Source organism: Caldivirga sp., from assembly GCF_023256255.1.
Taxonomy (GTDB): Archaea; Thermoproteota; Thermoprotei; order Thermoproteales; family Thermocladiaceae; genus Caldivirga.
Window position 1 is genome coordinate 1 of sequence record NZ_JAGDXD010000011.1, and the last position, 25,754, is coordinate 25,754.

24 protein-coding genes and 1 tRNA gene are annotated in these 25,754 nt (G+C 42.1%); 12 read left to right on the forward strand and 13 right to left on the reverse strand.

The window, feature by feature from the left end; translation table 11 throughout:
* Positions 1 to 306 precede the first annotated feature (306 nt).
* Both Q0C29_RS01605 and Q0C29_RS01610 read right to left on the reverse strand, forming a co-directional pair.
* On the reverse strand, positions 307 to 1,176 hold the full coding sequence (locus Q0C29_RS01605) for a dihydrodipicolinate synthase family protein (protein ID WP_291998914.1): 870 nt from the start codon (positions 1,174 to 1,176) through the stop codon (positions 307 to 309).
* A 475-nt stretch (positions 1,177 to 1,651) separates the two neighbouring features.
* The gene (locus Q0C29_RS01610) at positions 1,652 to 3,109 is read right to left on the reverse strand and encodes a DUF2139 domain-containing protein (RefSeq protein ID WP_291998915.1); all 1,458 of its coding nucleotides are present in this window, start codon (positions 3,107 to 3,109) and stop codon (positions 1,652 to 1,654) included.
* Positions 3,110 to 3,268: 159 nt separating this feature from the next.
* On the opposite strand from Q0C29_RS01610, the gene Q0C29_RS01615 reads away from it, so the two are divergent.
* From Q0C29_RS01615 to Q0C29_RS01660, 10 genes are all read left to right on the forward strand, one after another.
* Positions 3,269 to 3,997 (forward strand): helix-turn-helix domain-containing protein, encoded by a 729-nt coding sequence (locus tag Q0C29_RS01615; protein ID WP_291998916.1) that lies wholly within the window; start codon positions 3,269 to 3,271, stop codon positions 3,995 to 3,997.
* Positions 3,998 to 4,064: 67 nt separating this feature from the next.
* Positions 4,065 to 6,692 (forward strand): ABC transporter substrate-binding protein, encoded by a 2,628-nt coding sequence (locus Q0C29_RS01620; RefSeq protein WP_291998917.1) that lies wholly within the window; start codon positions 4,065 to 4,067, stop codon positions 6,690 to 6,692.
* 64 nt (positions 6,693 to 6,756) lie between these two features.
* Complete coding sequence (ileS, locus tag Q0C29_RS01625) at positions 6,757 to 9,729, forward strand: isoleucine--tRNA ligase (RefSeq protein ID WP_291998918.1); 2,973 nt, start codon at positions 6,757 to 6,759, stop codon at positions 9,727 to 9,729.
* A gap of 223 nt (positions 9,730 to 9,952) precedes the next feature.
* Positions 9,953 to 10,029 (forward strand) — tRNA-Cys (locus Q0C29_RS01630).
* Positions 10,030 to 10,217: 188 nt separating this feature from the next.
* Positions 10,218 to 10,940 carry a hypothetical protein gene (locus Q0C29_RS01635; protein WP_291998919.1) on the forward strand — a complete coding sequence of 241 codons (723 nt, stop codon included), beginning with the start codon at positions 10,218 to 10,220 and terminating at the stop codon, positions 10,938 to 10,940.
* Positions 10,941 to 11,002: 62 nt separating this feature from the next.
* Entirely contained in the window at positions 11,003 to 11,485 is a 483-nt protein-coding gene (locus Q0C29_RS01640) for a hypothetical protein (RefSeq protein WP_291998920.1), read from the forward strand.
* Positions 11,486 to 12,066: 581 nt separating this feature from the next.
* Positions 12,067 to 12,633: a type II toxin-antitoxin system antitoxin SocA domain-containing protein gene (locus Q0C29_RS01645; RefSeq protein WP_291998921.1), complete on the forward strand. Its 567-nt coding sequence runs from the start codon at positions 12,067 to 12,069 to the stop codon at positions 12,631 to 12,633.
* Positions 12,614 to 13,201: a hypothetical protein gene (locus Q0C29_RS01650; RefSeq protein WP_291998922.1), complete on the forward strand. Its 588-nt coding sequence runs from the start codon at positions 12,614 to 12,616 to the stop codon at positions 13,199 to 13,201. The genes Q0C29_RS01645 and Q0C29_RS01650 overlap by 20 nt, the downstream gene beginning before the upstream one ends.
* A 512-nt stretch (positions 13,202 to 13,713) precedes the next feature.
* Positions 13,714 to 13,944 carry a HEPN domain-containing protein gene (locus Q0C29_RS01655; RefSeq protein WP_291998923.1) on the forward strand — a complete coding sequence of 77 codons (231 nt, stop codon included), beginning with the start codon at positions 13,714 to 13,716 and terminating at the stop codon, positions 13,942 to 13,944.
* Positions 13,944 to 14,072: a hypothetical protein gene (locus Q0C29_RS01660; protein ID WP_291998924.1), complete on the forward strand. Its 129-nt coding sequence runs from the start codon at positions 13,944 to 13,946 to the stop codon at positions 14,070 to 14,072. Before Q0C29_RS01655 ends, Q0C29_RS01660 begins: the two co-directional genes overlap by 1 nt.
* Positions 14,073 to 14,362: 290 nt before the next feature.
* Here the strand turns inward: Q0C29_RS01660 and Q0C29_RS01665 are convergent, their stop codons facing one another.
* The 9 genes from Q0C29_RS01665 to Q0C29_RS01705 form a co-directional block, all read right to left on the reverse strand.
* Positions 14,363 to 14,743, reverse strand: a complete 381-nt coding sequence (locus Q0C29_RS01665; protein WP_291998925.1) for a hypothetical protein — start codon at positions 14,741 to 14,743, stop codon at positions 14,363 to 14,365.
* Between the two features lie 101 nt (positions 14,744 to 14,844).
* Positions 14,845 to 15,060, reverse strand: coding sequence for a hypothetical protein (locus tag Q0C29_RS01670; RefSeq protein ID WP_291998926.1), 216 nt, complete (start codon positions 15,058 to 15,060; stop codon positions 14,845 to 14,847).
* A gap of 121 nt (positions 15,061 to 15,181) precedes the next feature.
* Positions 15,182 to 15,562 carry a HEPN domain-containing protein gene (locus tag Q0C29_RS01675; RefSeq protein ID WP_291998927.1) on the reverse strand — a complete coding sequence of 127 codons (381 nt, stop codon included), beginning with the start codon at positions 15,560 to 15,562 and terminating at the stop codon, positions 15,182 to 15,184.
* Complete coding sequence (locus tag Q0C29_RS01680; RefSeq protein ID WP_291998928.1) at positions 15,555 to 16,073, reverse strand: nucleotidyltransferase domain-containing protein; 519 nt, start codon at positions 16,071 to 16,073, stop codon at positions 15,555 to 15,557. The genes Q0C29_RS01675 and Q0C29_RS01680 overlap by 8 nt, the downstream gene beginning before the upstream one ends.
* Positions 16,074 to 16,591: 518 nt before the next feature.
* On the reverse strand, positions 16,592 to 17,740 hold the full coding sequence (locus tag Q0C29_RS01685; RefSeq protein WP_291998929.1) for an aspartate aminotransferase family protein: 1,149 nt from the start codon (positions 17,738 to 17,740) through the stop codon (positions 16,592 to 16,594).
* 1 nt (position 17,741) lies between these two features.
* On the reverse strand, positions 17,742 to 19,094 hold the full coding sequence (locus Q0C29_RS01690; RefSeq protein ID WP_291998930.1) for an argininosuccinate lyase: 1,353 nt from the start codon (positions 19,092 to 19,094) through the stop codon (positions 17,742 to 17,744).
* Positions 19,081 to 20,265 (reverse strand): argininosuccinate synthase, encoded by a 1,185-nt coding sequence (locus Q0C29_RS01695; protein ID WP_291998936.1) that lies wholly within the window; start codon positions 20,263 to 20,265, stop codon positions 19,081 to 19,083. Before Q0C29_RS01695 ends, Q0C29_RS01690 begins: the two co-directional genes overlap by 14 nt.
* Positions 20,266 to 20,424: 159 nt before the next feature.
* Positions 20,425 to 21,234, reverse strand: a complete 810-nt coding sequence (locus Q0C29_RS01700) for an ABC transporter permease (protein WP_291998931.1) — start codon at positions 21,232 to 21,234, stop codon at positions 20,425 to 20,427.
* Positions 21,225 to 22,115, reverse strand: a complete 891-nt coding sequence (locus Q0C29_RS01705) for an ABC transporter ATP-binding protein (protein WP_291998932.1) — start codon at positions 22,113 to 22,115, stop codon at positions 21,225 to 21,227. The genes Q0C29_RS01700 and Q0C29_RS01705 overlap by 10 nt, the downstream gene beginning before the upstream one ends.
* Before the next feature lie 175 nt (positions 22,116 to 22,290).
* Between Q0C29_RS01705 and Q0C29_RS01710 the strand changes: the two genes are divergently transcribed.
* Positions 22,291 to 24,309, forward strand: a complete 2,019-nt coding sequence (locus tag Q0C29_RS01710; protein WP_291998933.1) for an APC family permease — start codon at positions 22,291 to 22,293, stop codon at positions 24,307 to 24,309.
* Between the two features lie 76 nt (positions 24,310 to 24,385).
* Here the strand turns inward: Q0C29_RS01710 and Q0C29_RS01715 are convergent, their stop codons facing one another.
* Positions 24,386 to 24,736: a hypothetical protein gene (locus Q0C29_RS01715; protein WP_291998934.1), complete on the reverse strand. Its 351-nt coding sequence runs from the start codon at positions 24,734 to 24,736 to the stop codon at positions 24,386 to 24,388.
* Entirely contained in the window at positions 24,733 to 25,098 is a 366-nt protein-coding gene (locus tag Q0C29_RS01720; RefSeq protein WP_291998937.1) for a translation initiation factor, read from the reverse strand. Before Q0C29_RS01720 ends, Q0C29_RS01715 begins: the two co-directional genes overlap by 4 nt.
* Positions 25,099 to 25,394: 296 nt before the next feature.
* Between Q0C29_RS01720 and Q0C29_RS01725 the strand changes: the two genes are divergently transcribed.
* Positions 25,395 to 25,754: PaREP1 family protein (locus tag Q0C29_RS01725; RefSeq protein ID WP_291998935.1), on the forward strand; the 360-nt coding region annotated here is incomplete at its 3' end.

Sequence of the window (25,754 nt, forward strand, 5' to 3'; positions counted from 1 at the left end):
TTTTTAAAGTCGAAAGAAATAGGTATATTATTCATGATAAGTAATTTCACGGGATATTTATCTGTAAGCATTGATAGGTCCTCATGCTGAAGCTTAGTATCTAATAATTGAAGCACCATAATGTATTTATTCTTATTCAAGATTTATATGTTTTGTTCCAATAATAGGATTAAGTTGTATTAATTTTCTAAGTGAAATCACTTAGATGCAATAATTTAAATAAGTATACAGAATCTTAGTGTCTTTTTAACGCTGGACAATCTATCTCCTAGATTAATTTAGAAGGGGACTACTATAATCCATTTATCAAAGAATAACCTTAAGTCCAATAGACTTTAATTGTTGAGCGAGCTGAGATTCTTCATCCTGCGTTAGGTTCCTCACTAGAGGTTCCTTAACTCCCCCGAAATCGTACTTCAGTAACTTGATTAGGCTATGGTATACTGCTGGTTTGGGGTAAGCCTCAGTAATATTCATGGTTCTTGAAATCACCCTCTGTGCATTAAGGGCCTTATTTAAATCACCACTTTTGGCAAGTCTATAGGCATTCACCACAAGTTCAGTGTTTGAATTAGCTAGTATTGATATTACACCATTAGCGCCAACGGTTATTGATGGCACTATTAAATTGTCTGAGCCGCTGAAAACATTAAGACTTAGGTTAATGAATTCCATTAATTGCGCTAAGTCGCCGCTACTATCCTTAATACCGCTTAACTTAACACCGTCTTTAATAAGCCTTTCAACTAGGCTTGGAGTAATGTTGAAGCTTGTGCTGCCTGGGATATTATATATGTATAATGGTAGACTTGTTAACTCATTTATCTTACCATACATTAACTTAAGTGTACTGTAGTCAGGCTTATAGTATATTGGTGGTATTGAGGCTACTGCATCAGCCCCATAATGTTCAGCAAGCTTAATAGTCTCCCTCGTAATCCCCCAATCATTACTATAGACCTGAATAATCAAGTGCTTCGCCTTAATTTCACTAAGGACTTCAAGAATAAGTCTTCTCTCATCAATGTTAAGTAATACACCTTGACTAGTGGTTCCAAGGATGAAGAAACCATCAACCCCCTCCTTAATCAAGGCCTCAGCATGAAGAGTTAGGTTATCGGTATTGATTTTACCATCCCTAAAGGGTATGGCTAACGCTACCAGGATTCCCTCCATAATACGCAGTTAATTCATGCATTAAAATATTTTTCACTAAATGTTATTACCTTGATTATATTCTTTCTTAATTATTATTTTTAATCTACTCGCTACGCATAGATACCAGTGATTTACCTTAATATCATTATTCTATCATTAAGGTAATTCGATGAGAACTAGGCTTAGAACTATAATAAGAAGCCAAGATTTAAGTACTTATGTGAGCTATCCCATCCTTAAGAGTTGGTTTTTCCTGTTTAATTACTTTACCTTGCCCTTAGTCTGTACTAAGGATAATGGATGAGACTTTACAGGTGGTTGAGTTAGCTTCTACATACGGTCATTAGCCTAATGACTAACGTGTATTTCACCATAAGTTAACCAGTAACTTATCCTACTAATAAGTGAGCACTCTAATCTATACTATTGCTCATGACAATTATACACGTTCATTGAAGACTACGCTTAGGTGATTATGTGTAGGAGTTTAGTTCTATGGTTCAAGTATTATTTCTGCTGATATTTCATTGTCTTCACTTAGCTTGAAGGCTACTAAGTCATCATATTGATCAAGCTCCATGATGTTCCACCCATCCTTGAGTTGAACCTCCTCTGCACGTACTTTAGCTGCCAGTGAGTATTCAGCTATGGTTAACTTAGCCTGCTTGCTAACGTGGATCTTAAGTCTCCTCCTATTGAAGCCTCTAAGTGGTATTCCACCGAACCAGCCGTTTAAGCCACTTGACTCCCTTGAGTATGCCCCATCCCATATCCATACTCTAACTGGGGTTAGGGGCTTTGATAGAATTTTATCAACGGGTATTGTGAATACGCCACCAATACCTGACCTGTATGCGTATACTCCAGTATGATTAGTATGTGATGCCCCCAGGTAGAGGTTCTCACCGTCAGTTGCCATTCCTGATATGAAGCCTGTTGAAGCTATTACCTGCGGTGTCACTGAATCCATGCGCATTAGCAGTGTTACGTCGGATCTGGCTGATGGTTCCTTTAAATGGTCCCATGGATTAAAGGCTATAATGGGTATCCCATACACATACACCTTCTGTGACCTAACACCGCCTAGGTGATAGGGCATCCCATCCTCTGGGTTGTGGGTTTCCAGTAGTGGGAATAGTGTGTATTTATCCTTATCAGGTTGAATGTAAATTAAGGCTCCTGCATAGAAAGCCATTAACCTATTTTGAAGCTGAATAATCTGCCCACCCCTCCTACGTATCTTCATTCTTCTACCTGGTTCCAGTGCGAACTCAAACTCATTAACCCTATTCACTGATCCATCCCTCATATTGTATATTACTATGGCTGAATCCTCCATTAATGCTGGGTTGAATAACGTTGCGTAGATTTTATCATCCTTAAGCTCCATCTTGTATACTGTACCCTCAGCCAGGTACTCCACCTTACGGTCCCTAAGCTCGATGCGCCATAGGCCTAATTCAGCGTGTCCATCAGCTCTAGTGAAGTAGACTGAATCCTCATGACCATCGTAGAGTAGGTCAGTTACCTCACCGTACCAGTGGTTTGGAGGTATCTTATTATCCCACTTCCTTGACCAAAGCACCTCAACCCTATTATTCTCATCAATCATGTGTATGTGACTGTACTTATTCCTCATGTCTTGGAGTCCATTAGGCAAAACACCGGGTGGTGCCTTAAGCCAACCACCAATGAAGAGTAGGTCCCTTGAATTAGCCATTGCTGCATGAGTATCCCCAGCAACCCTGGGTTGGGCTCCAAGCTTCTCGTAACTATATATTAACCTACCGTCTGAGTAAACCTTGGCTGCATGCCCATCATGAATTATCATTGATTTGGATTTAGGGTGAAAGCCTATGTAAAGGCATCTGAAGCTATGGTGACCTAGGCCAGCTTCATCATGGGCTATGAAGCCCTCAAGCAGTAGATCCCTAGCCATTATTATCCCCATGGTTGAAGACTTAATAAGGATGCCCTCTAACCTATCCTATACCTCATCATTATCCTCATGCTGTGGTGTACTGCTTTAGGTGGTTTATGGTGTATTTGCTACATGTAAAACATAGTTCCCGTAGTAATGCTTATTAAGCACTTAACATCTATAATAATAATGCAAGTTAATTACCTTAACCTTGGCCGTGGATTCACCTACGTTGAGTTTGATTATATTCATAGGGTTGACTGGACATATAGGGCCAGTAACTATGAGTTCAATTACAATGTCCTTGAATCTTACATAAATGAACCTGAGAACTACGCCCTAGAGTTCGCCATACTTAAGGTTAATAATAAGGCTACGCTTAAGAGTATACTAGGCATCATTAGGAGTGACGCTAATGTTAAGGAGATTATTAAAACCACACCATTAAACGCAGGCTACCCTAAGAGGGTTAGTATTGTTCTGAAGGTTAAATTAGATAACTCCACCAGGCTTAAGGCATATAGGTTGGGTGGCATTGAGGTTAAGGACATTATAACTAATGGCGTGGAGAATTGGGGATTCGCATTACCCAGCTTAAGTGAAGTTAACAGGCTTAAACAGTATTTGGAAATGGGTGGTGAGATTAAGGAAATGCGAGTAAGGCGCGTTAACGCCGATGATTTAATATACATGACTAGCTACAGTAAGTTAACCCCATTCCTAAGTAGGGGTGAGTTAAGGGTATTGAGGACTGCTTACGAATTGGGATTCTTCAATGAACCAAGGGAGGCTACGTTAAGTAAGGTTGCAGATGAATTGGGATTATCCACTACAACTGTGAATTATGAAATAAGGAGGGGAATATATAAGCTACTAACCCTAATACTAAGGGGAGGCAATCAGTATTACGATTACTGAGATTAAAACTCATTAACCCAAGACCTAATGCTAATACTTAAATGCTCTCACCGAATTATAAGCAGCAATGATTAGAATCAGTAAACTCATCTTAGGCGTATTAGCGTTAACTACTGTGATACTTGCCTCAATATTAATGGAGTCGGTGACCTTACCTCAATATCAATTACCCAGTAATAAATCCTTCATAATACTTTGGGTGACGCCATGGGGTGGGACAAGCAATTACTCAATACCCACCTGGGCTATCCCAGGGGTTGTTGTTTGGTATCAATGTAATAACCCATCAGCATCATTATCAATGGTTAATCAACAGGTGGCGCTTATTCAACGCTACCTCAGTCAAAACAGGACAGTCTTCATAAACCTAATGTGTGAGTTACCCAATGAGTGGAGGGGTCTACTCCACTACATCACCATCCCCCAGTATTTATTAGTTAACTTAATGAATATTGATCCAGGTGGTAGGAACCTCTACATAGGGTTCAGTGAAGAGTCAGCATGTGTTAATGACCCAGTCTGCAGGGCAACAATGGTGGGTATTTATAAGGAGGTTCATGCCCTCTTTCCTGAGGCTGGCCTCTTCTACTACGCCAGTTTACGTGACCTTCCAGACAATGTCCTAGCCCTGGCTAATGAGGCTAACTTAACCTTAGTAGGTTACGATAATTATGATTACAATTACGTTAATGGTACGGTCGTTGTTCCTCAGTACGCTATAAGTGACATGATTTACCTAGAGGAACATGGCTACAATGGTAGGTTTATCATGGGGGAACTTGGGTTAAGGGTTTGCGACCAGGAGGCATACGTATATGCTTGGCAGAATCCCTACGTTGGCCCAGTTAATTGCACGGCACCAGCTATTTATGACTCACAAATATTAAGACAATATGAGGAGGAGGTTCACCCAACCTTCATAGGTATTTGGGCTTGGAATGGCCCACCCTTCGGTGTTGTTGATAATCCACTAATGCTGGAGGTGATAAGCAAGTACGCTGAGACACCTAACCTTCAACCAATTACCCCACCTTCGGGTTCGATAAGGTTAGCTTCATGGGGTCTTTCATTTAATCCACAGGGCTTAATGCAATTAATAACTAACTACACGTTATCAACAGGCAACTACGTGATTTACTCACCAATTTCAATAAATGGATTAATGCCTAATGAATCAACACTCCTCAGCATAATGAACTCCAGTAATCCACCTAATGTTATTCAGGTTAATGGAGGACCATGGCTACTTACCCTAGCCTTAAGTGGAGTGCGGTTACTTAACTTAACTTCCGTAGCCTCATCCATGGGTATGCTTAGTAATGGGGTTGAGGAGGTTATGTTGGCGAACATGTTTAACGGTACCTTACTTTCATTACCCATTAATGTATACAGGGGTGATTTACTTTACATTAATGTTCAGTTACTTAGGGAGTATAACTTACCAATACCAACTACAGTGGAGCAGTTGATTAATGATACAGAGGAGTTAGCTAACTACGGCTTTACGTGCGTATGGGTTATTCCAAGTGGGGATAATGGGCAAGATCAAATTAACCTATGGCAATCATTATTCCTTGGACTAGCCAGTGAGAAATATGGTCCAGCAGTCGCTGCTAGGTTAATGAATGAACTCCTCTACGGTACCCTTGATCTACGTAACTCAACAGTAATTCAATTAATTAATGAAACCAATCAATACTACTTAACCATAACTCAATACGACTGCTCAGGCTGGCAGTATATGAATTGGGCTGAGGCAACATCACTGCTACTTCAAGGTGCGGCAGTTTTCCAGGTTGGTGACTCTAGGTTGGCTGGTTACGCCCTTCAACAGGGTACACTGGTGTACCCGGCTACGGCCCCTTACATTAATAATACCTCAGTGAACATTATTGCTGAACCATTTCCAGGAACTGAGGGTGTTTACGTTATTGATGTTGATTCCGCTGCAATACCCATTAACGGTAACTCAATGATTAACCTCAGTGAACGCTTCGTTGAGTTCTGGGCTTCACATGCTGGTGAGTTAACTTGGGTAAATGCCTCAGGGGGATGCATGACTTGGCGTAATACATTAATTAACTCAACACCGCTGCAGGGCTTGAATTGCATTCAATTACTTAATGAACCTAATTACGGCTTCACTGTAAGTCTTAGTGATGAGGGATTATTAATGAAACCATACAGTTACCTCACTGAGGGATTACTTAACCTACAGAATTATGGAGCCGACTACTTAACAAACTTCACGGAGATTCTGATGCTTATTGAGGAGACCACTTACCAGGAGTGGGTTAACGCGAGCAAGAGCGGTTTAGGTTACTTAGGCTACTTCAAACACCCCTTCGCACAGTACCTACCTCCATGGGTTAACCCAATAAACTACAGTATGCAGAGCTACACGCCCTGGTGGATTTTAAATGAGACTAAGAAAACCACAGTAACCAGTATTTCAACAAGTAGTGCATTAAGCACATCATCAGTAACCGTAACCACTACCTATGTAACCACAGTCACAAGTATGGCTACCTCCACAATGATTAATACTGTAACTAAGGCATTAACAACCACGGTTGTAAGCACTGTAACCATTATTAAGCAGACCGCATCAGCATTATCATGGGCTTTAATAGCCGTAATCGTGGTGATAGTTATTGTAGTGGCGTTGATTCTACTTCATAATAAAGGATTATGAGCCAGTGTATTAAATACCATGCAAAAATGCTTAAAAATGATCCTTAAAAGGGATTAACCCTAGGGTGTCTACTATTGATTTTAAACTAGGCTCAAGGTATGATCCATTGAAGGTTGAGGAGGCGATATTAAAATTCTGGGATGAAGCTAAGATACCTGAGAAATGGAGGGACTTTAAGGGGGAGGGGTTATTCACGTTCCTTGAGGGTCCACCAACGACCAACGGCTTCCCCCATGTTGGCCATGTCAGGGGTAGGACGTATAAGGACGTTGTGTTAAGGTATATGAGGCTTAAGGGTTATTCAGTATGGGTTCAGGCTGGTTGGGATGAGCAAGGATTACCCGTGGAGATTGAGGTTGAGAGGAAGCTTGGGGTTAAGACTAAGAAGGACATATTCGATAAGATAGGGGCTGAGAGGTTCTCGGAGGAGTGCAACTCCCTTGTGGACTACTACCTTAAGTATTGGGTTGAGGATGGGACTAAGAGACTGGGGCTTTGGCTAGATGTTGATAACGCCTATGAGACTAGGAAACCGCATTACATTGAGCATGTTTGGTCATTCATAAAGAAGATGCATGAGAAGGGCCTACTCACCGAGGATTATAGGGTTCTGCCATTCTGCCCAAGGTGTGAGACGGCGCTTAGTGATGCTGAGGTTGATCAGGGTTATGAGGATAGGGAAGACCCGTCAATATTCGTGAAGTTCCCGGTGGAGGGTATTGAGGGGACTTACTTAGTTATTTGGACAACAACCCCATGGACCCTTGTGGATAATGAGGCAGTGGCGGTTAACCCAGATGCAGACTACGCGCTAGTTAAAGTTAATATTAATGGAGGCACTGAGCATTGGTGGCTTGCGGAGAAACTAATGCAGGGTGTGCTAGGTGCTGTTGGTGTTAAGGAGTATGAGGTTGTTAAAGTGGTTAAGGGCAAGGAACTTGAGGGTGTTAGGTATAGGCATGTTTTCCTAAATGAAGTACCCACTCATAAGGCCCACTTAAACGCGCACTACGTTATTGCTGAACCCTTCGTAACCCTTGAGGAAGGGAGCGGCTTAGTTCACATAGCCCCAGCACACGGCCCAGAGGACTTTGAGGCAGCCAAGAAACGCAACCTACCCATAACGGATAGTGTGGAGATTAACGGCGTCTTCAACAGTAATGGTGGTGTCTTTAGCGGCATGTATTGGCTTGACGTTAGTCGAAGGGTCATTGAGGAGCTCAGGAAGAGGAACCTACTGGCTCATCAGGGCACCGTGGTTCACAGGTACCCACACTGCTGGAGGTGTGGGACACCTTTAGTTTATAGGACCGATAGGCAATGGTTCATTAGGATATCGAACCTTAGGGGGGACTTGGTTAGTGAGCTGTCTAGAGTTAAGATTGTGCCTCAGAGCTTAAGGAATAGGTTTGATGACTGGGTAGCGAACATTAGGGACTGGGTGATATCAAGGAGTAGGGTTTGGGGTACACCGCTCCCAATATGGAGGTGTAGGGATGATCCAAGTAAGGTAATGGTAATAGGCTCAATAGAGGAGTTAAGAAGACTTGCAGTTGAATTACCTAATGTACCTGAGGATAAGCTTGTCCACAGGCCCTGGATAGACATGGTTAAGTTAAGGACCCCTGACTGCAGTGAGTGGGTTAGGGAACCCTTCGTTGGGGATGTTTGGCTGGATAGTGGTGTAGCCTGGATAGCTGGGGTTAATGGGTTAAGGAATAGGGATCTTTGGAGTAGGCTATACCCCTACGACTGGGTCACTGAGGCCGTGGATCAAACTAGGGGATGGTTCTACAGCCTACTAGCAACCTCAGTGGCCTGGATGGGTAAGGCACCGTATAAGTCCATACTGATAACTGGGCATGTTGTGGATAAGTATGGGCAGAAGATGAGTAAGTCGAAGGGTAACGTGATCTGGGCAAGGGACCTAATGAATAAGTATGGCGCCGACGTCACTAGGCTCTACCTAGCCTCCAAGGCTGCTCCATGGGAAACCCTACCAGTTAACCCTGATGAGTTTTCAGGCATTAGGAATATACTCACTGTTCTTTGGAATAGCGTTAGGTTCGCGGACATGTACATGAGGCTTGACAATTATGACCCAAGGAACCACAGTATTGATGATGCCTTACCAAAGGCTAAGAGTGAGGATAAGTGGATGCTATCAAGGTACTTCAGTAGGTTAAGTAGAATCACCCAGTACCTTGATGAATTCAGGATTCATGAGGCAGCTAGGGAGTGGATTAGCCTAGTTGTTGATGATGTTAGCCATGGTTACATTAGGCTCATTAGGCGTAGAGTGTGGGTTGAGGGGAGTGATGATGATAAGCTAGTGGTCTACACAGTACTGTATAATGTGCTTAAGGGCGCAATAGTGATTGGGGCAGTGTTTGCACCATTCATAGCAGAGTACTTGTACAAGGCCTTCATTAGAGATGGTAAGGAGAGCGTTCACTTAGAATCGATGCCGGAGATTAGGCGTGAATTAATTAATGAGAAGCTTGAGAAAGCCTACGATGCAATCTTCGAAGCCTTCTCACTGACTGCAGCAATAAGAAACAACTTAGGCATTAAGCTTAGGTGGCCATTAAGTGACATGCAGGTTAAGATCAAGGAAACTGGAATTACTGAGGTAGTGAATGAACTGCTTGATCAATTATCATTCCTATCCAACGTGAAGCAGGTTAAACTCACTAATGAGCTTCAATGCAGCAATGACTACGTTAAGGCTGAGGGCATAATAGTTGATGTATGCTTAAACAAGGTGATTAATGAGGACCTGTATTATGAGGCAATGGCCAGGGAGATAATTAGGAGGATTCAAGTAATGAGGAATAAGGCAAACCTGGATCTGGAGGAGCGGGTTAAGGTTTACATTGCAGCTGATGATGAGGTTAAGAAAACCATTGAAAAGATGAGGAGCATGATAGAGAATGAGACGAGAAGCACAGTGCTATTCAACGAACCAAGTAACCCACTCTTAACAATGGATTGGGACATTGAAGATAAGAAGGTTAAAATCAGTATAGAACGTTAACATTATCAAACTCACTTGATAAGAAGATAATGAACCTCACCATTCATGGTGAAGTATTTTAAACAAATTCACCATTTTCCTCTACAGCGCCCTTTTCCGGCTAATTTACTGAGAAGCAGAAGCCAGCTCTTACTCCAACAATGTTAGGTGAGAGTGATTGCATGGTTTAGATGCGAATGGTTTAAAATAAAGCTTATAAAATCAACATTCTAATCGCTACTAAGCCCCGGTAGCTCAGCACGGTAGAGCGGCGGGCTGCAGACCCGTAGGCCCCGGGTTCAAATCCCGGCCGGGGCTCCAGGGAATGGTACTCTGGCATTCTTAGAGTTGAACAACTTCATTCTTCTTATTGCATACCAATGGTAACCATGTTACATACGGTATGAACATGCCTTCGGCACTATGGTGTTGGAAATTGGGGGAAGTAATAAACTCACTGTTGCTTAAGGGTACTGAAATACTTAAAAGTTTAAGCCAATTAACCATCCATGCGTAAAGCCCTGATAATTGCTATTGCGATAATTGTAGTAGCCATTGGTATCACCTTAATGTCGCACCACTCTTCACCAGCAGTAGGTCGCATGAATATTAATGCAAATTACGTATTCCTCATACCGCAAAGCAATGGTGAATATGATTTAGGTTACTATGGCTCAAGTGAACAGTGGATTAATTTAGGAATATTCAATGTTACGAGTACTGCTTTGAAGCAAGCGGCTGGTGTGATTAATTCATTTAATCAGCATTATGTAGGTACAACAGTGAATAATCAACAATTCATACCACTAGCCTACATAATAGTTATTGGGAACAGTAGTGGAGCAATTCAACTACCAGTGCAGGATCACGCAATATTATTAAGTAAGGTGAATCCAGGATACTGGACGATAATAGTGACGAGTCAAAATTATTCAGCAAAATTCATATTTGCGTTAGATACTGGATATAAGGAATCTAAGCAAGTGGTTATAGGATCACCAATATGGTATCCACCAGTATGGTATCAACAGCCAATAGGAACAATACTACAGGAAACTATGACAATGCAAGCATATAGAGAGGGATCTTTTACTGGAGGATATGTGATAGAAATGAGTAATGGAACATTAGTACCATGGGGATTTTTATTCCATGCATCTCATAATGCCTTTGGAGGTAACCTACTATTCATACTCCAGGCTTCCCCTATATATCATGGCTTAAGCGCTTGATTCAGCCGAACTCAATAATACTATGGAAGTTATACTTAAGAATCTAAATTCCCATACCAAAAGTGGATATTAGTCATGTTGTTGAGGATTGCCTAAACGTTGTTGGTATTGACCCTGGTGAATGTGGTTTTGGGGTTTATGATTGTGGTAATGTGAGTGGTATTCATGAAGCTGGAGTTTACGTGTTTTTCGATGATGATGCTGTTTATTATGTTGGTGAGGCTGATGATGTGGCTAGGAGATTAATAGAGGAGCATTGTTCCGCACATATTGGTGGTTCTGAGGGTGTTGCTAGGTTTCTAGTGAATTACTTGGATGAAGTGTGTAGTAGGCGTAGTGAATGGATTGAGTTAAACCCAGTGGATAGGGAGGAGTACATTAAGGGGATTTTAAAGGGTAAGATGAGGGAATTAAGGATTTACATAGCAATATGCAGTGGGTTAAAGGATGAGAAGAAGAATGGTAAGAGAATAAAGAATAAGTTAAGGAGCAGACTAGAGAAGTGCATAAGAGAGAAATTAAAACCAGCATTAAACCCATTATAAATACATCAAATCCGCAGTGTTTCATGAAAACACGCATGAGGTGGTGTTGTGTTACTCATACTTGGTTGATGAACGCCCAATAGCCTTATTCCCTTGATGAATGCACTTATGGTCGAACCATCCATACTTACAACGCATCTGCGGCAATGGTTCTTAAGTTCACATTTATTGAATCTGGAGATTCATGGATTAGCTATTTTTCATGTAATTATTGTTCTTACTGCGGTGTATTCATCATTACTTTTAAATAGATTACATCCTTAGCTAATGGGTAATATTATTTGATGCGTAGCCTGAGGAACGATGGCAAGCGGCTATGCCTTCATATTATCTTTCCCTTAAGTATTTAGATAATATTGAAAAGAGCGAGCGTTTTTAACTTGGAATTTAAAAGAGATGTTAGGTTGCTTTCTTCTTAACGTTACTAATGCTGCAAATAACCGCGATTACAACTGCAATAATCACTATCGCTAAGGTTGCTATTGAAGTGGCTACAGTCATGTTTAATAATCATTGAAAACCATTCCTTAATCATCAGAACCAGGGTTAGGTTTAAAAGGTTAGCGGTTAATTTAACTTTAATGTCTATTAAGGGTGTAAATGATAATGCTAGTGTAATGCGAATGAATGATTATGGGATTGGTGATGTGGTTTACGCAGTGCTTAATAGTCTTGGTGGTTCGATTGATGGACTTAAGAAGCTTATGAAGCTCCTATTCCTGGTGCAATATGACATCAGGGGTAGGAGAGTTATTAAACATCTTTATGGTGGGAAGCCCATTACAAGGACTGAATTCTACCTCTGGTCATTTGGACCAATGGCTGATGAAGTCTATGATACTATTGATGAATTAGAGAATGAAGGTGTAATCACAGTGGTTACCAGTGATTTACCCTTCACAATAAGTATCGGTAAGAGAATTCCCATTAACCTGCCTGACCCAGTCTTGGCTTGGGTTAAAGAGGTCGTTAGGGACTATGGCTCGCTTAAGGGTTGGGAATTGGAGAAGCACGTGAAGGAGTTACTTGACTTAACCATAGAGGAGAAGAGGAATTATTACATGGGTTGGCCAGTGGATAAGTACCTCACTAAGGAAGGCTTCAGCCTTGAGGAGCGGGATCTAGCCAATGGGTGGGCCAAGGAATGAGTACCATCATGTCAGCGGTATCTACGTTAGGCGTGGCGGTAGGAGTCGCTCAGGCCTGGGTCATAATGAGTATGAGGATTTAATAGCCAGAACGTGCATTTCATGGAGCCAGGATGGTATTAATTGGCTTAAGAATAGATTCGGCAATGACTATAGGGGTCACCTTGGCCTACTTGGTACAGCATTAGTGGCGTGCTATGCTGCATTGAAGTGCCATTATTATGTGCTTGAACCAGTAATTATAGCACAAGGTTTAGGTATTGACCTATCAGGAATTAACCCTGATATTGCCCTGGTAATTAATGATAAACTCCTTATTCTCGAGGTTAAGGTGCATCATAAGGGGATGGAGGAGGGTGGACTGATTAGCCAAATCGATGGATTTGTTGAGAACTACGGTAATTTATTGTGGAAGTTCAGGGTTTACCTTGGCGTCATACATATGATAATGCATGGGAAGCAACTTAACATTGAAAGAAGACCTCATTGGCTCACGATAATGAACTTAACGCCAGGAAAGAACATCTATGATGAATTAGATGAAATAATCACAGACTTGATGAAATAACTAGGGCATCGTACTTGATTATAGCCCTCCACTACCAGTTAGTGCAATTTCACATAGATATCTTAGATATCTTAATTCATATGTTATTAGGAGATCCAAAGTACATAGGAGATTTAATTTGTAAGGTTTGGGAAGGTTATTAGCCAACTATGAACCTAGTGGTTAAAGCGAGACGCTTAAGGAATTGTCCCACCATATGAGAATAGAATGATCATTATCTAATACGTATATTATGCATGGTCTAGCATCTACACGAGTAATGTTGCATTATTTATTGAGGTAAGGATTACCGCAGTGATCCTACCTTTTTCTTAACCTTTGCTGACATTAATGATTTATAATGCATTATGCGATTTCACTCAATTCAACTTGTAATAGTAACTTCACAAATGATCATAATTGGTTTAAACGGCAAAATCTACTATTGAGCAAATCTGCTGAGCGAGCCTTAGTGGTCTTCTAGGTGTGGAATTTTTATATTTATGGTGAATTTATTCTACATTAGATGATTCATGGATAAGTTTAGTGAAGCCGAGAGGCGGTTTAAGCAAGCCTTAAGGGATCTTGAGGCAGCTAGGGGTAGCCTTAATAATGGTTACTATGAGTGGTCTTGCTTCCAGTCTCAACAGGCGGCTGAAAAGTCATTAAAGGCACTTCTGCATGGGCTTGGGCTCGGTGCATGGGGCATAGTGTCGTTGAATTACTTAACATACTTAAGGATAGGTATCAGGTCGATGAATTAATGATGCTTGCTAGGGAATTAGATAGGCACTACATTCCCAGTAGATGCCCTAACTCATATGAGAGTGGTTACCCAGCAATGTATTATGATGCCGAAACTGCGGAAAGAGCTATTAGGGCGGCTGAATAAATCATAGTGTGGGTGAGGGAGAGGTTAAGGAAGCTTGGGTTAAGGATCTAGGTGAATTCATTAAGACTGCTTAGTATGAGAACACATGAAGCTTCCAGCCACACACCTAGGATACCCAGCATACTACATTAACCTTATTTTCCGAGGCATAATCAATATAGCTTCTGCGCATTAACAAATATATGAATCTAATCTAAAGATTACTTAGCTAGGATGGGTTACTAGTTGGGTTAACCTATTATCCTTTCTTAAGAAGACCGAAAAGGAGCTTGAATTAATTGCATGATTCATTAAGACCTTAATGGGTTACCTCTCACCATGGGTTGCATCCTCATTATTGCTAACAGTATTACTGATCCGAGCAATGTGAATAACAGTGATGAAGCAAGCGCTTCTATGCTTACATTATAAATTTGGACAAGCGTATAGTTCGTAAAAGGCCCTACGTATCTGAATCCGTATGGTGATGCCTCTATGTAGGCTGCGTTTGACCCTATGTTTAGGAGCAATTCCACGGTCCCCATGTTGCCTGTTATAATTAATAGCACTATTATTAGTACACTGATATTGAGCACTAGGCCTATGAGTAGTATAAATACGCCAAGTAGAATTGCCATGGATTTTCTGCCTCCAGGGTTTCCTTTGACATAAGTAAACGTATTCCTCCTCATTAATCTCCAGGACCTGATCCAGGTTCTTAAGCGTAGAATTATAAAAAGGGAAGTAAACATTAGTAATATAATCGGGGTGAACAATAATATGAAGTTCAACATTATTGAACACCCATCAATCTAACTATAGTGCGCATTATTGATTTCAAGTAGAGAATGTGGTATCCCTTAAGCATCCCAATTACCCGTAGCGCTGATGGCATTAAATTAGCCACATACCTAAGTATGGCCTCTCTTCCCATGGTACCTTCAGTGTTTAGTAGCAGTATCCATGTAGTCGAAATTCGCGTATCACCATTTCTACTTACTTGAGACATGGTGATGCTAGGAGAATTTTATTTATAAATATTCCTAATCATATTTTTACATCACAAATTAAGTAAATATTATAAACTATATATTATATACCTTAGTAACACTAAGGTACCAGGTATTGCATTAAATGATACTTAATGAATCTTTAGCCACCTCAAACCTCGTGTACAATTCCTCTGGTGGTATACCACTTTCTTTATCACCATACATTGCGAATTCCCTCTCCTTCCTAAGACTCCTTGATATTGAAGCCAACTCATCTATGTGTTCCTGAAACCAGTTGGGAAACCTAGACCTCTCCTTCCTTAATACTGGGCCAACATCATGCCACTTAGGTGGTTCAATACCAACAAGCCACAATGCAGCCTTAAGCGTTAATTCAACAGCCTCTTGGCATTGCCTAACCACATAGGGGTAATTACCATTAACTAATGCTTCCTCAGCATGCCTAAGTCTCTCCAGGGCTTGGGTTATGTAGGATTTAGCCATGTCTACGTTATTCAAGCTCAATCACCTCACCAAACCTGTAATTATCCTTCAGGATCCAGTACCAAGCCTTCTCATTAACCCAAACCCTCCTAGCGCCCAATTCCCTTAGCCTCTTAATCAACCTGTTGAGAACCCCCTCAAAGAATTCACCCTTATCGTAGACTATAACAGCATCCTCAGTCATATCTAGGTAAAGGGGCGTGAATCTACTAGCCTCCTCCCTAGTCTTCAATATTGGTGATAATGCAACCACATAACCCCTTACCATTAATTCATCAAGGAGTGGCTGTATCTCATCCTCAGCTCTCTCAAAAATCCTAATCCTCTCGAACCTGGACTTAGGCAACTCCTCAAATATAATTAACATATCTAAGTCACTATCCCTCCTAGCAGTACCCCTAGCTACACTACCGTAAACAATAAATGACACAAGGTTATCACCATAAAGCTCCAGTAAAACCCTTAATAGTTCAGTAACAATAACCTTATAAGGTTCCTCAATATTAGCCACTCCCTTCCTAAACACACGCTCATGTCAATCGTAGATTTATATACTTTAATGACAAGCACTACCTTAAGTAGATCCCCCTTACTACCTGCATTAGGGTGTTTTTGGGAATTGAATTAAAATGGCCTCAAGGATTCTAATGGTTTGCGTGTCTGAAAATTGGACACGCAATTTAAAAATCTTTCGCAATATCAAGCAGTAAGATTTCTTAAGTAATTACTTGCCTGTACTTTGAAATTCTTGTTTCTTTAAGTGAGACCCCGCATTATTATAGTAGTGGCTAATGATGATGTGAACGGGAATGGGAATTAATGAATTGCCCCTAGAGGAGTTAAAAACCTAATGAAGAAGTGGAGGGTGTACTATTTAGTGATCTCCTCGGTTTAGTCAGCTAGCTATATATTTAAGAAGGCTAAGGAGGAGGCTATGCCATGGATAAATATTACCCCGATGTGGTTTAGTTATCCTAAGCCTATTATTGAGTTACATTACCTCTAATGGTCTTTGAAGGAGAGAATCAAGGTGGGTGGATTATGCTAGGTTAATGTACCTTTAAGTACTTCGTCTAAGGCGTTGGTAATAATGTTGACATCATCGCTGTTTATCATGTAGGGTGGTAGGAATCTTACTACATTAACCCCAGCTGTTAAGGCCAAGACACCGTGCTTCATTAAAGCCTCAACATAGGGTTCAGCCCTAGTCCTTAATTCAACACCAATCATAAGCCCCATGCCCTTAACCCTAATTACAAGCCTTGAGTTCAATTCTCCAAGTCTCTTAGCCAATAATGAGCCTGTTTCCTTAACTACGCTTGGTACATTTACCTTAGTGAAGACCCTGGTGGCCGCGGCCGCAGCAGCCATTACTACTGGGTTTCCCGCAAATGTTGATCCATGTTCCCCAGGACTGAAGACATCCCCAAACTCCCCCTTAGCGACCACTAGGCCTATGGGTAATCCACCTGCAATAGCCTTTCCTGCGGTGAATAAGTCTGGTTCAACACCGTAGTGTTGGAAGGCCCAGGTTTCACCGGTTCTCCCGAAGCCGCATTGAATCTCATCAAATATGAGTAGCGCGTTAACCCTACTGGTGGCTTCCCTTAAGGCCTTTAGGAAGCCGGCGGTGGCAGTGTTTAAACCGCCTTCACCCTGAACTGGCTCAACTATTACGCAGCATACGTCGTCATCAATAATCTTATCAACCTCATTAACATTATTAAACGTACCAAACCTCACATGAGGGTAAAGTGGTTGGAAGGCCTTCCTGTAGTTTTCATTCCAAGTCACTGAGAGGCTTCCCATTGTTCTTCCATGGAATGAGTTGGTGAAGGCCACTATGGTCTTCCTCCTGGTTACCTTCTTACCCATCTTAATGGCAGTCTCAACAGCCTCAGTCCCAGTGTTTTGAGGGAATATTGTCTCGAAGCCGGGGGGAATTATCCTTGAGAACTCGCTTATGAATTCATCCCTAGCCTCATTACCCATGTTAAGCGGTACTGTAGTTATCTTGTCCAATTGAGCCTTCACTGCATTAATTATTTCAGGGTTTGAGTGGCCCATGAAGGCTACACCGTGGCCGGTGTTAGCGTCAATATACCTATTACCCTCTGAATCCCATACATACTGCATACTACCCTTAACGATGTTTAATGGGTAAACCTTATAGTATCTGGCTAACCTAACCACACTAACCACCCATTAGCTCAGCCTCAGCTTTATTAATTCTTACCGCTAATTCCTTAACCTTAGCCTCAATGCTACTTAAGTCAATTAACCTAGCCCTAGCTGACTCAGTAACCCTACTTGGGTTAGGTCCACCTAAAACCTCCTTACCCTTAATGGCCTCAGCAGGATCAATACCTGGGCTTCTCCCCTCCTTAACCATCACTGCTACCTCCCTATGAGCATCCCTGAAGGGTACCTTACCGCTTATCGACATTAATTCAGCATACTCAGCGGCAGTAACCGGGTATTTAACTAGGTCCTCCTTAACCCTCTCCTTATTCACGCTTATCCCCCTTATTAAATCAGCCATAATGCCCACACCATCAATGGCTATCCTCATTATTAACCATGCGTGCCTAGTCTCCTCCTGTAGGTCAAGTTGATAACCAGCCTCAACAGGCCTCTCGATAGAGTACATTGACATTAAATGCCCCACCGCCTCCCCTATCCTGGCTCTTAAAACTTCAAGTGTTGCTGGGTTACGTTTATGAGGCATTATACTACTTGTTGCTAAGTGACTTGGGTTAAGGGTTACGTAGTTTAATTGAGGCATCAGCCACATTTCAATATTATTAATGAACCTACCTAGTTCAATAAGGTACGATACTGTGATAGACGCTGTAGTAAGCATGAAGTACCTTGATCCCGTTGCGTACACCGTATTATCCACGATACCATTGAAGGCAAGGTCCTCAGCCTCCCTAACCCTATTCAAGTTAACCATTGTGCCGGCTAACGGGCCTGAACCTAAGGGAGACTTATTAACTGTTTCATAAATTGAAAGAAGGTTCATTATGAAATCACTACTTAACTCATCTAAGTAAAGCATGTAGTGGCCTAGGGTTGTGACTTGGGCAGGTTGCCTATGGGTTGTGCCGATTATGAAGGCATCAGCGGTCTCAATGGCCTTGCTTAACGTTACCCTCCTTAACTCAATAACGCTGGACGCTAATTCAAGCATGAGTCTCCTAAGCTTCAACCTGAGGGCTGCGGCTACGTGGTCATTCCTTGACCTACCTAAACCAACCCATCCACCAACATTACCAAGTCTACGGATTAACATTGCCTCAATGTACTCATGAACATCCTCATACTCATCACTAGGCCTGTATGGCTCCTTAGAAAGTTCCCTTAAGGCGTTAATTATGGCTGCTGCTTCACTACTGTTTATTACCCCAACCCTACTTAACTCATTGACGTGAGTTATCAATGCAAGTATGGTTTCCTTATATATCTCAACATCATCAATTAGTGATGAGGTGTACTTAACCTTGTTTAAATCCCCCTTCCCCAGAAGCCCCTCACGATACACCACTACCCCACCTTACCCTGTAGGCGGTTAATGAGTGGAGTGTCCACATGCTTATGAAGCCCCTTGCCTCCTCATCACTTGGATACCAACCCTTCACGTAGTCAGCAACCTCCTTACTGTAACTGGCGTATGGACTTGACCTACCAACTATGGTTAAGCCACCACGCACAATTAACTTAACCGTACCGGTAACCCACTTATTCATACTCCTTGCAGCCTCCTCAAGCTCAATACGCAGTGGTTCATGCCAAAGCCCCTGGTATATTAAGTCAGTCCAAGCCTGGTCCATGAGCTTCTTAAACCTGTACTCCATGGGTGTGTATACTATTTTCTCAAGATCCCTATGAGCCTCTATTAGGGTTAAGGCGGCTGGAGCCTCGTAAACTTCCCTTGACTTGAAGCCTACAACCCTATTCTCAACGTGGTCAACCCTACCGTAGCCATGGCTACCGACAAGCTTATTGAGGGCTAGTATGAGTTCAGAAAGCCTCATTTTCTCGCCATTCACGGCCACCGGTAAGCCATTCTTGAACTCTATCTCTAATTTAAGTGGTTCATTAACCTTACTTGGGTTGACGGTCCACTTGAAGGCATCCTCAGGCGGCTCAATCATTGCGTCATCTAATTCAGGACCCTCAATGCTTCTAGTCCATAGGTTATCATCTATACTGAACCTACTGTGAACCTCAGGGATGGGGATATTATTCTTCCTAGCATACTCAACCTCGGTTTTCCTATCCATACCCCATATTCTAGCTGGCGCAATTATCGTTAAGTCAGGGGCCATGGCCTTGATGGCTTCCTCAAACCTAACTTGGTCATTCCCCTTGGATGTTGAACCATGGGCAACAGCATCGCAATCCTCCTTCTTAGCGATCTCAATAACCTTCTCAGCTATTAATGGCCTAGCCAATGCGGTTCCAAGTGGATACTTATCCTCATATAGAGCATTCAACATTATTGCCGATGCTATAGGGCCATTAGCGAACTCATCCCTAGCATCAATTGTGTAGTGTTTAAGCACGCCAAGTTTACGAGCCCTATTCTCTATTTCACTGAAGTCATCTTCCTGACCCACATTAACCGTTACCGTCACGACCTCTGCGTTGAATTTACTCTTTAACCAGTGGATAGCCACGGTGGTGTCTAAACCACCTGAGTAGGCTAGGGCTATCCTACTGGGTTTCTTCGTCCCAGGTTATCCATAAGCCTACGTAAAGGGGTTATTAATAAGCGTTACGCATGATTGGTGTTAAAGTTAGGTGACTTACCTACTCATGAACTAAGGATTAGCTGGGTTTAATTATAAGGAGTTTTTCATTTAACGCAACTACTAGTACATGTGCACAGTACCCTGCTCCAGTATTTTCCTAAAGGCGTAGTTGGTTAACCATATGCCTATTATTATGTATATTATTGATAATATAGTTAGCACCACTAGGTCATTAACCATGCTGCCTAACCCCTCTCCTAACAGCATTGCCCTTCTTAAACCATCGAGGGCCCATGTTAATGATAAGGCGTAGCTCATGTCCTTAAGCCACGTGGGCAGTATTGATACTGGGAAGACTACGTTGCCGAGTATATTAGTCGCCACTGAGGTGAATAGGGCTACTGGGTTACCTTGCTTAACTATAAGCACCACTGCACCTGATATTAGGTTTAAACCTATTATTGACACCATGTAGAGTAGCAGAACCACAAGCGTTGAGAGCGGGTTAATGATGTACTTTATTCCTAACCCATAGCCAATTGCAAGTACAGTGACGGTGCTTATTGAGTTTATTACGAATCCCCATACCGTGGAGTAGAACATTAGCGACATTGGCTTAAGGGGTGCAGCCATCTGGTACTCGAGTGTCCCTATTAACTCCTCATTCCTTATTCTACCCGCTAATGTAGCCACAGCAGATGAGAAGTAGCCCTGGAAGGCGATACCAACCGTTGCGAAGGCGGTGTAACTGTAGTTTGATGCTATTGCCGCAGTCATTTTACCTGCCCCGAAGGTTAAGCCTATGAAGTAGTAGAGGAATACTGGAATTGTCCAGCTTATGAAATTTAAGGCTACTTGAGTTTTATAGCTCACCCAAACTTTAAACCCCCTTATAACCACAAAGGAGTATAGCTTCGCTGCTAAACCCATGGTACACCACCCCTCCTGTTCATCCTCTCCTCAATCCTCGCATTCCTCTCGGCGAAGGCAACCTCAACATTTAGGTCAACCACCTTTAGTCCACCATCCATTGAGGCTAACTTCTTAATTAAATCATTAAACCTATCGATGCTTGCGTAAATAACGTAACTACCATCACCCAGGTCCGTGATTCTGAAGCCGTCTAATGGTGGTAAGGCACCCTTAACAAGCACTTTAACAATCTTAAGGGTTGGTAAGGCACTCACTATGTTCCTATTCAAGTAGACAACCCTATCTGCAAGCTCAATTTCCTGCGGATCATGGCTAGCCATTATTATGGTCTTCTTACCCTTAAGCTTCCTTATGTGGTCAAGTATTATTCTTTTACCATCTACATCAATACCGCTGGTTGGTTCATCAAGCAGCAGTATGTCGGGATCATGCATCATGGCTCTAGCTAACTCAAGTCTCCTCATCATACCTGTACTGTACGTTGCAACCCAGTCGTTAGCCCTCTCAGCTAGGCCAAACTCCCTAAGTAACTCAAGGCCCCTTCTCCTAGCCTCCTTAATCGATAAACCGTATAGTGTACCGAAGAACACTAAGTTATCCAAGGCGCTAATCCTCCAGTAAACTCCCCTATCCATGGGTGTCATGAAGCCTACGTGGCGCTTAGCCTCGGCCTTATGGGCCTCAATACCATAAATAAGCACTTTACCTGTATCTGGTAATAAAACACCAGCCGCCATCCTGAGTAACGTGGTCTTACCTGCACCATTAGGACCCACTAGGGCTATTACTTCGCCATCATTGACGACAAGGTTAATGTTTTCAACAGCAACTATTTTATTAAAACGCTTCGTAACATTAGCAAATTCCACAGCAGGCATAAACCCGATATCGGGTAGAGTGTATAAATCTTTCCTAATCCATAAATATAATGAGGCATCAATAGGATATATAGTAGGAAGTATATCTAATGATTACTTGCTAAACTATATTCAATAATATTGACATAACTAACATTGCACAATACTTAAAAATATAAGGCAACGTATACTAAATATGAGTCAGGGTGAGGGAACAGGTAAGGATAAGACTAATACTCCCAATGAGGCTGAGCAAACGGACAAAATGCTTAGACGCGCTTTAAATCAATGGGATATCGCATTCCTAGTGATAGGTGCAATGATAGGTAGTGGTTGGTTATTCGCATCAGCTGGGGCATCATCATACGCAGGCCCTGCGGCAATACTATCATGGCTAATAGCCGGTTTCCTAATGATCTTCATAGCCTTCACCTACACAGAGATAAGCGGTATGCTTCCTAAATCAGGCGGTATTGTGAGGTACCCTCAGTACACTCATGGCGGTTTCGCATCATTCATGCTTGCCTGGGCCTACTTCCTAAGTGCAGTGACAGTGGCTCCCAGTGAGGCCATTGCCGCAGTAACATACATGTCAACTTGGCTACCCCAGTTAACTATTAGTGGCGTATTAACCCCAATTGGTGTGCTGGTCGCGGCTGTATTGGCAACATTCTTCTTCCTACTTAATTGGTTTGGCGTGAACGTTATGGGTAAGACTAATACAGCTGTGGGTTGGTGGAAGCTTGCAATACCATCCATAACATTCATTCTCCTCATGACCCTAGCAATGCACACTGCTAACTTCACTAAGTTAGCGGGGGGCTTCATGCCTTATGGCTCAGCCGCAGTATTCTTAGCAATACCAACCACAGGCATAGCTTACGCCTACTTAGGGTTTAGGCAGGGTGTTGATTATAGTGGTGAAGCGAGGAAGCCCACTGATGTAATCATGGGTACGATAATAGGCTTCGTAGTGGTGATGATTATTTACGTACTACTTCAAACATCATTCATAGGTGGATTAAACCTCAACAACCTATACCTAGTTGATATAAATACTCAAACCAATCAAGTGGTTAAAGTACTTGGGCATCCAACCGCGGGAGCATGGAATTGGGGTTACTTAAGCAGCACAGGCGTGTCAGTAAGCAGTAATATTGCTGAATTCGCAGCCTATAAAACGGGTAATAGTTATGTCCCACTGGCCAGTGGGCCATTTTACGGCGTGCTTGTATCAAGTGGTGTTGCTATTCTTGCGGCCTTTGCGGTAATATTACTTATTGATGCTGTGGTTTCACCATCTGGTACAGGCTGGATCTACATAGGTACCACGGCGAGGACAATTTACGGTATGGCTGCAGATGGACACTTACCTAACACATTCCTTAAGCTTAATAGGTATAAGGTACCTTTATGGCCAACCTTAACCGCGTGGGTGCTTGGAATGCTCTTCCTACTGCCATTCCCAACATGGTTCGCAATATCATCCTTCATAACCACTACAACTGTGTTCACATACATAATCAGTGGACCGGCATTAATGACCCTTAGGAGACTGGCGCCTAACGCACCCAGGCCCATTAAGCTTCCCCTGGCGTCAGTAATTGGGGCAATAGCGACCATTGCAGCATTCCTAATAGTCTACTGGTCAAGCTTCTATTACCTCTGGTTCGCATTCGCCTTAATTATGGCTGGGTTACCTTTATTCTTCATGTACACGATGGTTAATAAGCATGGGGCAAGCAGGAGAATCAGCATTACCGCCAGCATTATCTACTGGGCAATATTAATAGCATCAACGTACTTCCTAGTTTACCTACCCTTCGCTGAACCCACCGGCTGGCCATCATCAAGCCCAGTCACCATGCTTAAGCTTCAATTCACACACATAGTGGACTTCTTAGGCTACGTTGTAATAACATTAATAACCTTAGTGGCGTTAATTTATTGGGTCGCCTCAACTGCAAGTAGTAAGGATCTTCGCAGTCACATTAATGCAGGCTGGTGGATAATAGCGGTACTGTACTCAGCATTAGTATTATCATTCTTAGGTAGCTTCAGCGTCTTCCAAACCCCAATAATACCATTCCCATGGGATACTGCGGCAGCCGCAGTGGTTGCACTTGCTCTATACGTATATGGTACCCGCAGTGGTTTATTAACTGATGATTTAATCGCCGTGTTTAAGGAAATTGGAGTTAACATTAATAAGTAAGAATCCCCACTTCACTACACTACTTCATTAAAAATCATTAAGTTTTAAAAGCTTTAATCAATACCTGTTTCATTAATTAATTCGCCTGCTTCCCTGGAAGTAAGCCAAGAGCGATGGATCTTATCTTCTCCATGCATGTTATTGAATCTCTAATTAACATACCCAATACTAATTCATTAACATGCAACTTATCGGCTAGGCAGGAATTCTCAGCATAGAATCTGGCTAATACGTATTCATTACTCATTTCTATTAATTTATTAACCACAATCCAGCCGTCCTCCGTGGATTTAACACCTTGATTAATACCCAGCACCTTAGCCACCTCAGAGAGTAATTTTAGGCAGATTTCATGAACCTTAACAGGGTTTGATAAGTCATTGGTCAGTTCAGTCCTGAAGCCATCCTTAATGTACTCTATGCTCATTTATTCTGAACCACCGTTATGTTCTCGTCTATGAAGATGTTATCCTCATTGAATCCTTCCTCAAGGAGCAGTTTCCTAATCTTATACCTATGGTCGCCCTGAATCTCAATCCTATTATCCTTAACAGTGCCCCCAGCGGCTAACTTACGTTTAAGCTGCTTAGCCACCTCCTCTAGGTTTATGCTCTTGGCATCATTACTATCAACCTCAATTATTGTGACGTAATGAGCCCTCCTCTTCTCAACCCTTATCCTAATTAAGGCCTGCTCCTTAGCTATTGACTCACTAACTACATTATCACTTCCACTTATTGACGAAAGCAGTTGATCAATCACGTTATCCTGGTTGGGCTTACTATCCACCTCTCCCATGACCTACATTAATAAGACAAGCTTCCCCTATTTAAAGTTTCCCACAAGCAGATACCGTCCGGAAACTTAAGGAATAGAAACATTAAACTTACTGAATAAACACCACCAGTGCTGGAAGATAATTAAGTAAACACACCCAGTAACCTAACATAAATACACAAATCACGATAAGTCTTTCCCTAAAATACCTGTAATTAAAGCATTAATTTTAGATTAATACTAATTAATCCTAATGGAGATGCAATCCTTAAATTTAAATCCTTGAGATTTAACTCTAGAGTAGGATTATGCAGGAATTACCTAAGCCCTGGTTTGATCTAGAAGGCTACAAGAAGATTAGGCTTCTAGAGGTTAAGTATGAGAGTGAATTAGCTAGGAGATTTCTTGAGGAGGGCCTCATTAGGAACGCCGCAGGTAAGGCATACCAAGCCTGGAAGGCATTAGTTGCAGCCTCTGCCGCGGAGAATAGGGATAAGTTGAAGGATTTGTTTAAGGGGGTAGTTAAGGTGAGAGGTGGTAAGGTTATTGAGAAGGTTGACTGGGTAATAGCTATAATGCCAAGTAGTGCATTAAAGCGTGTATCACAATTAATAGGCGGTGACATAGGCGTGTACACTAACTTAGCCATCCTTCTTCATCAATACCAG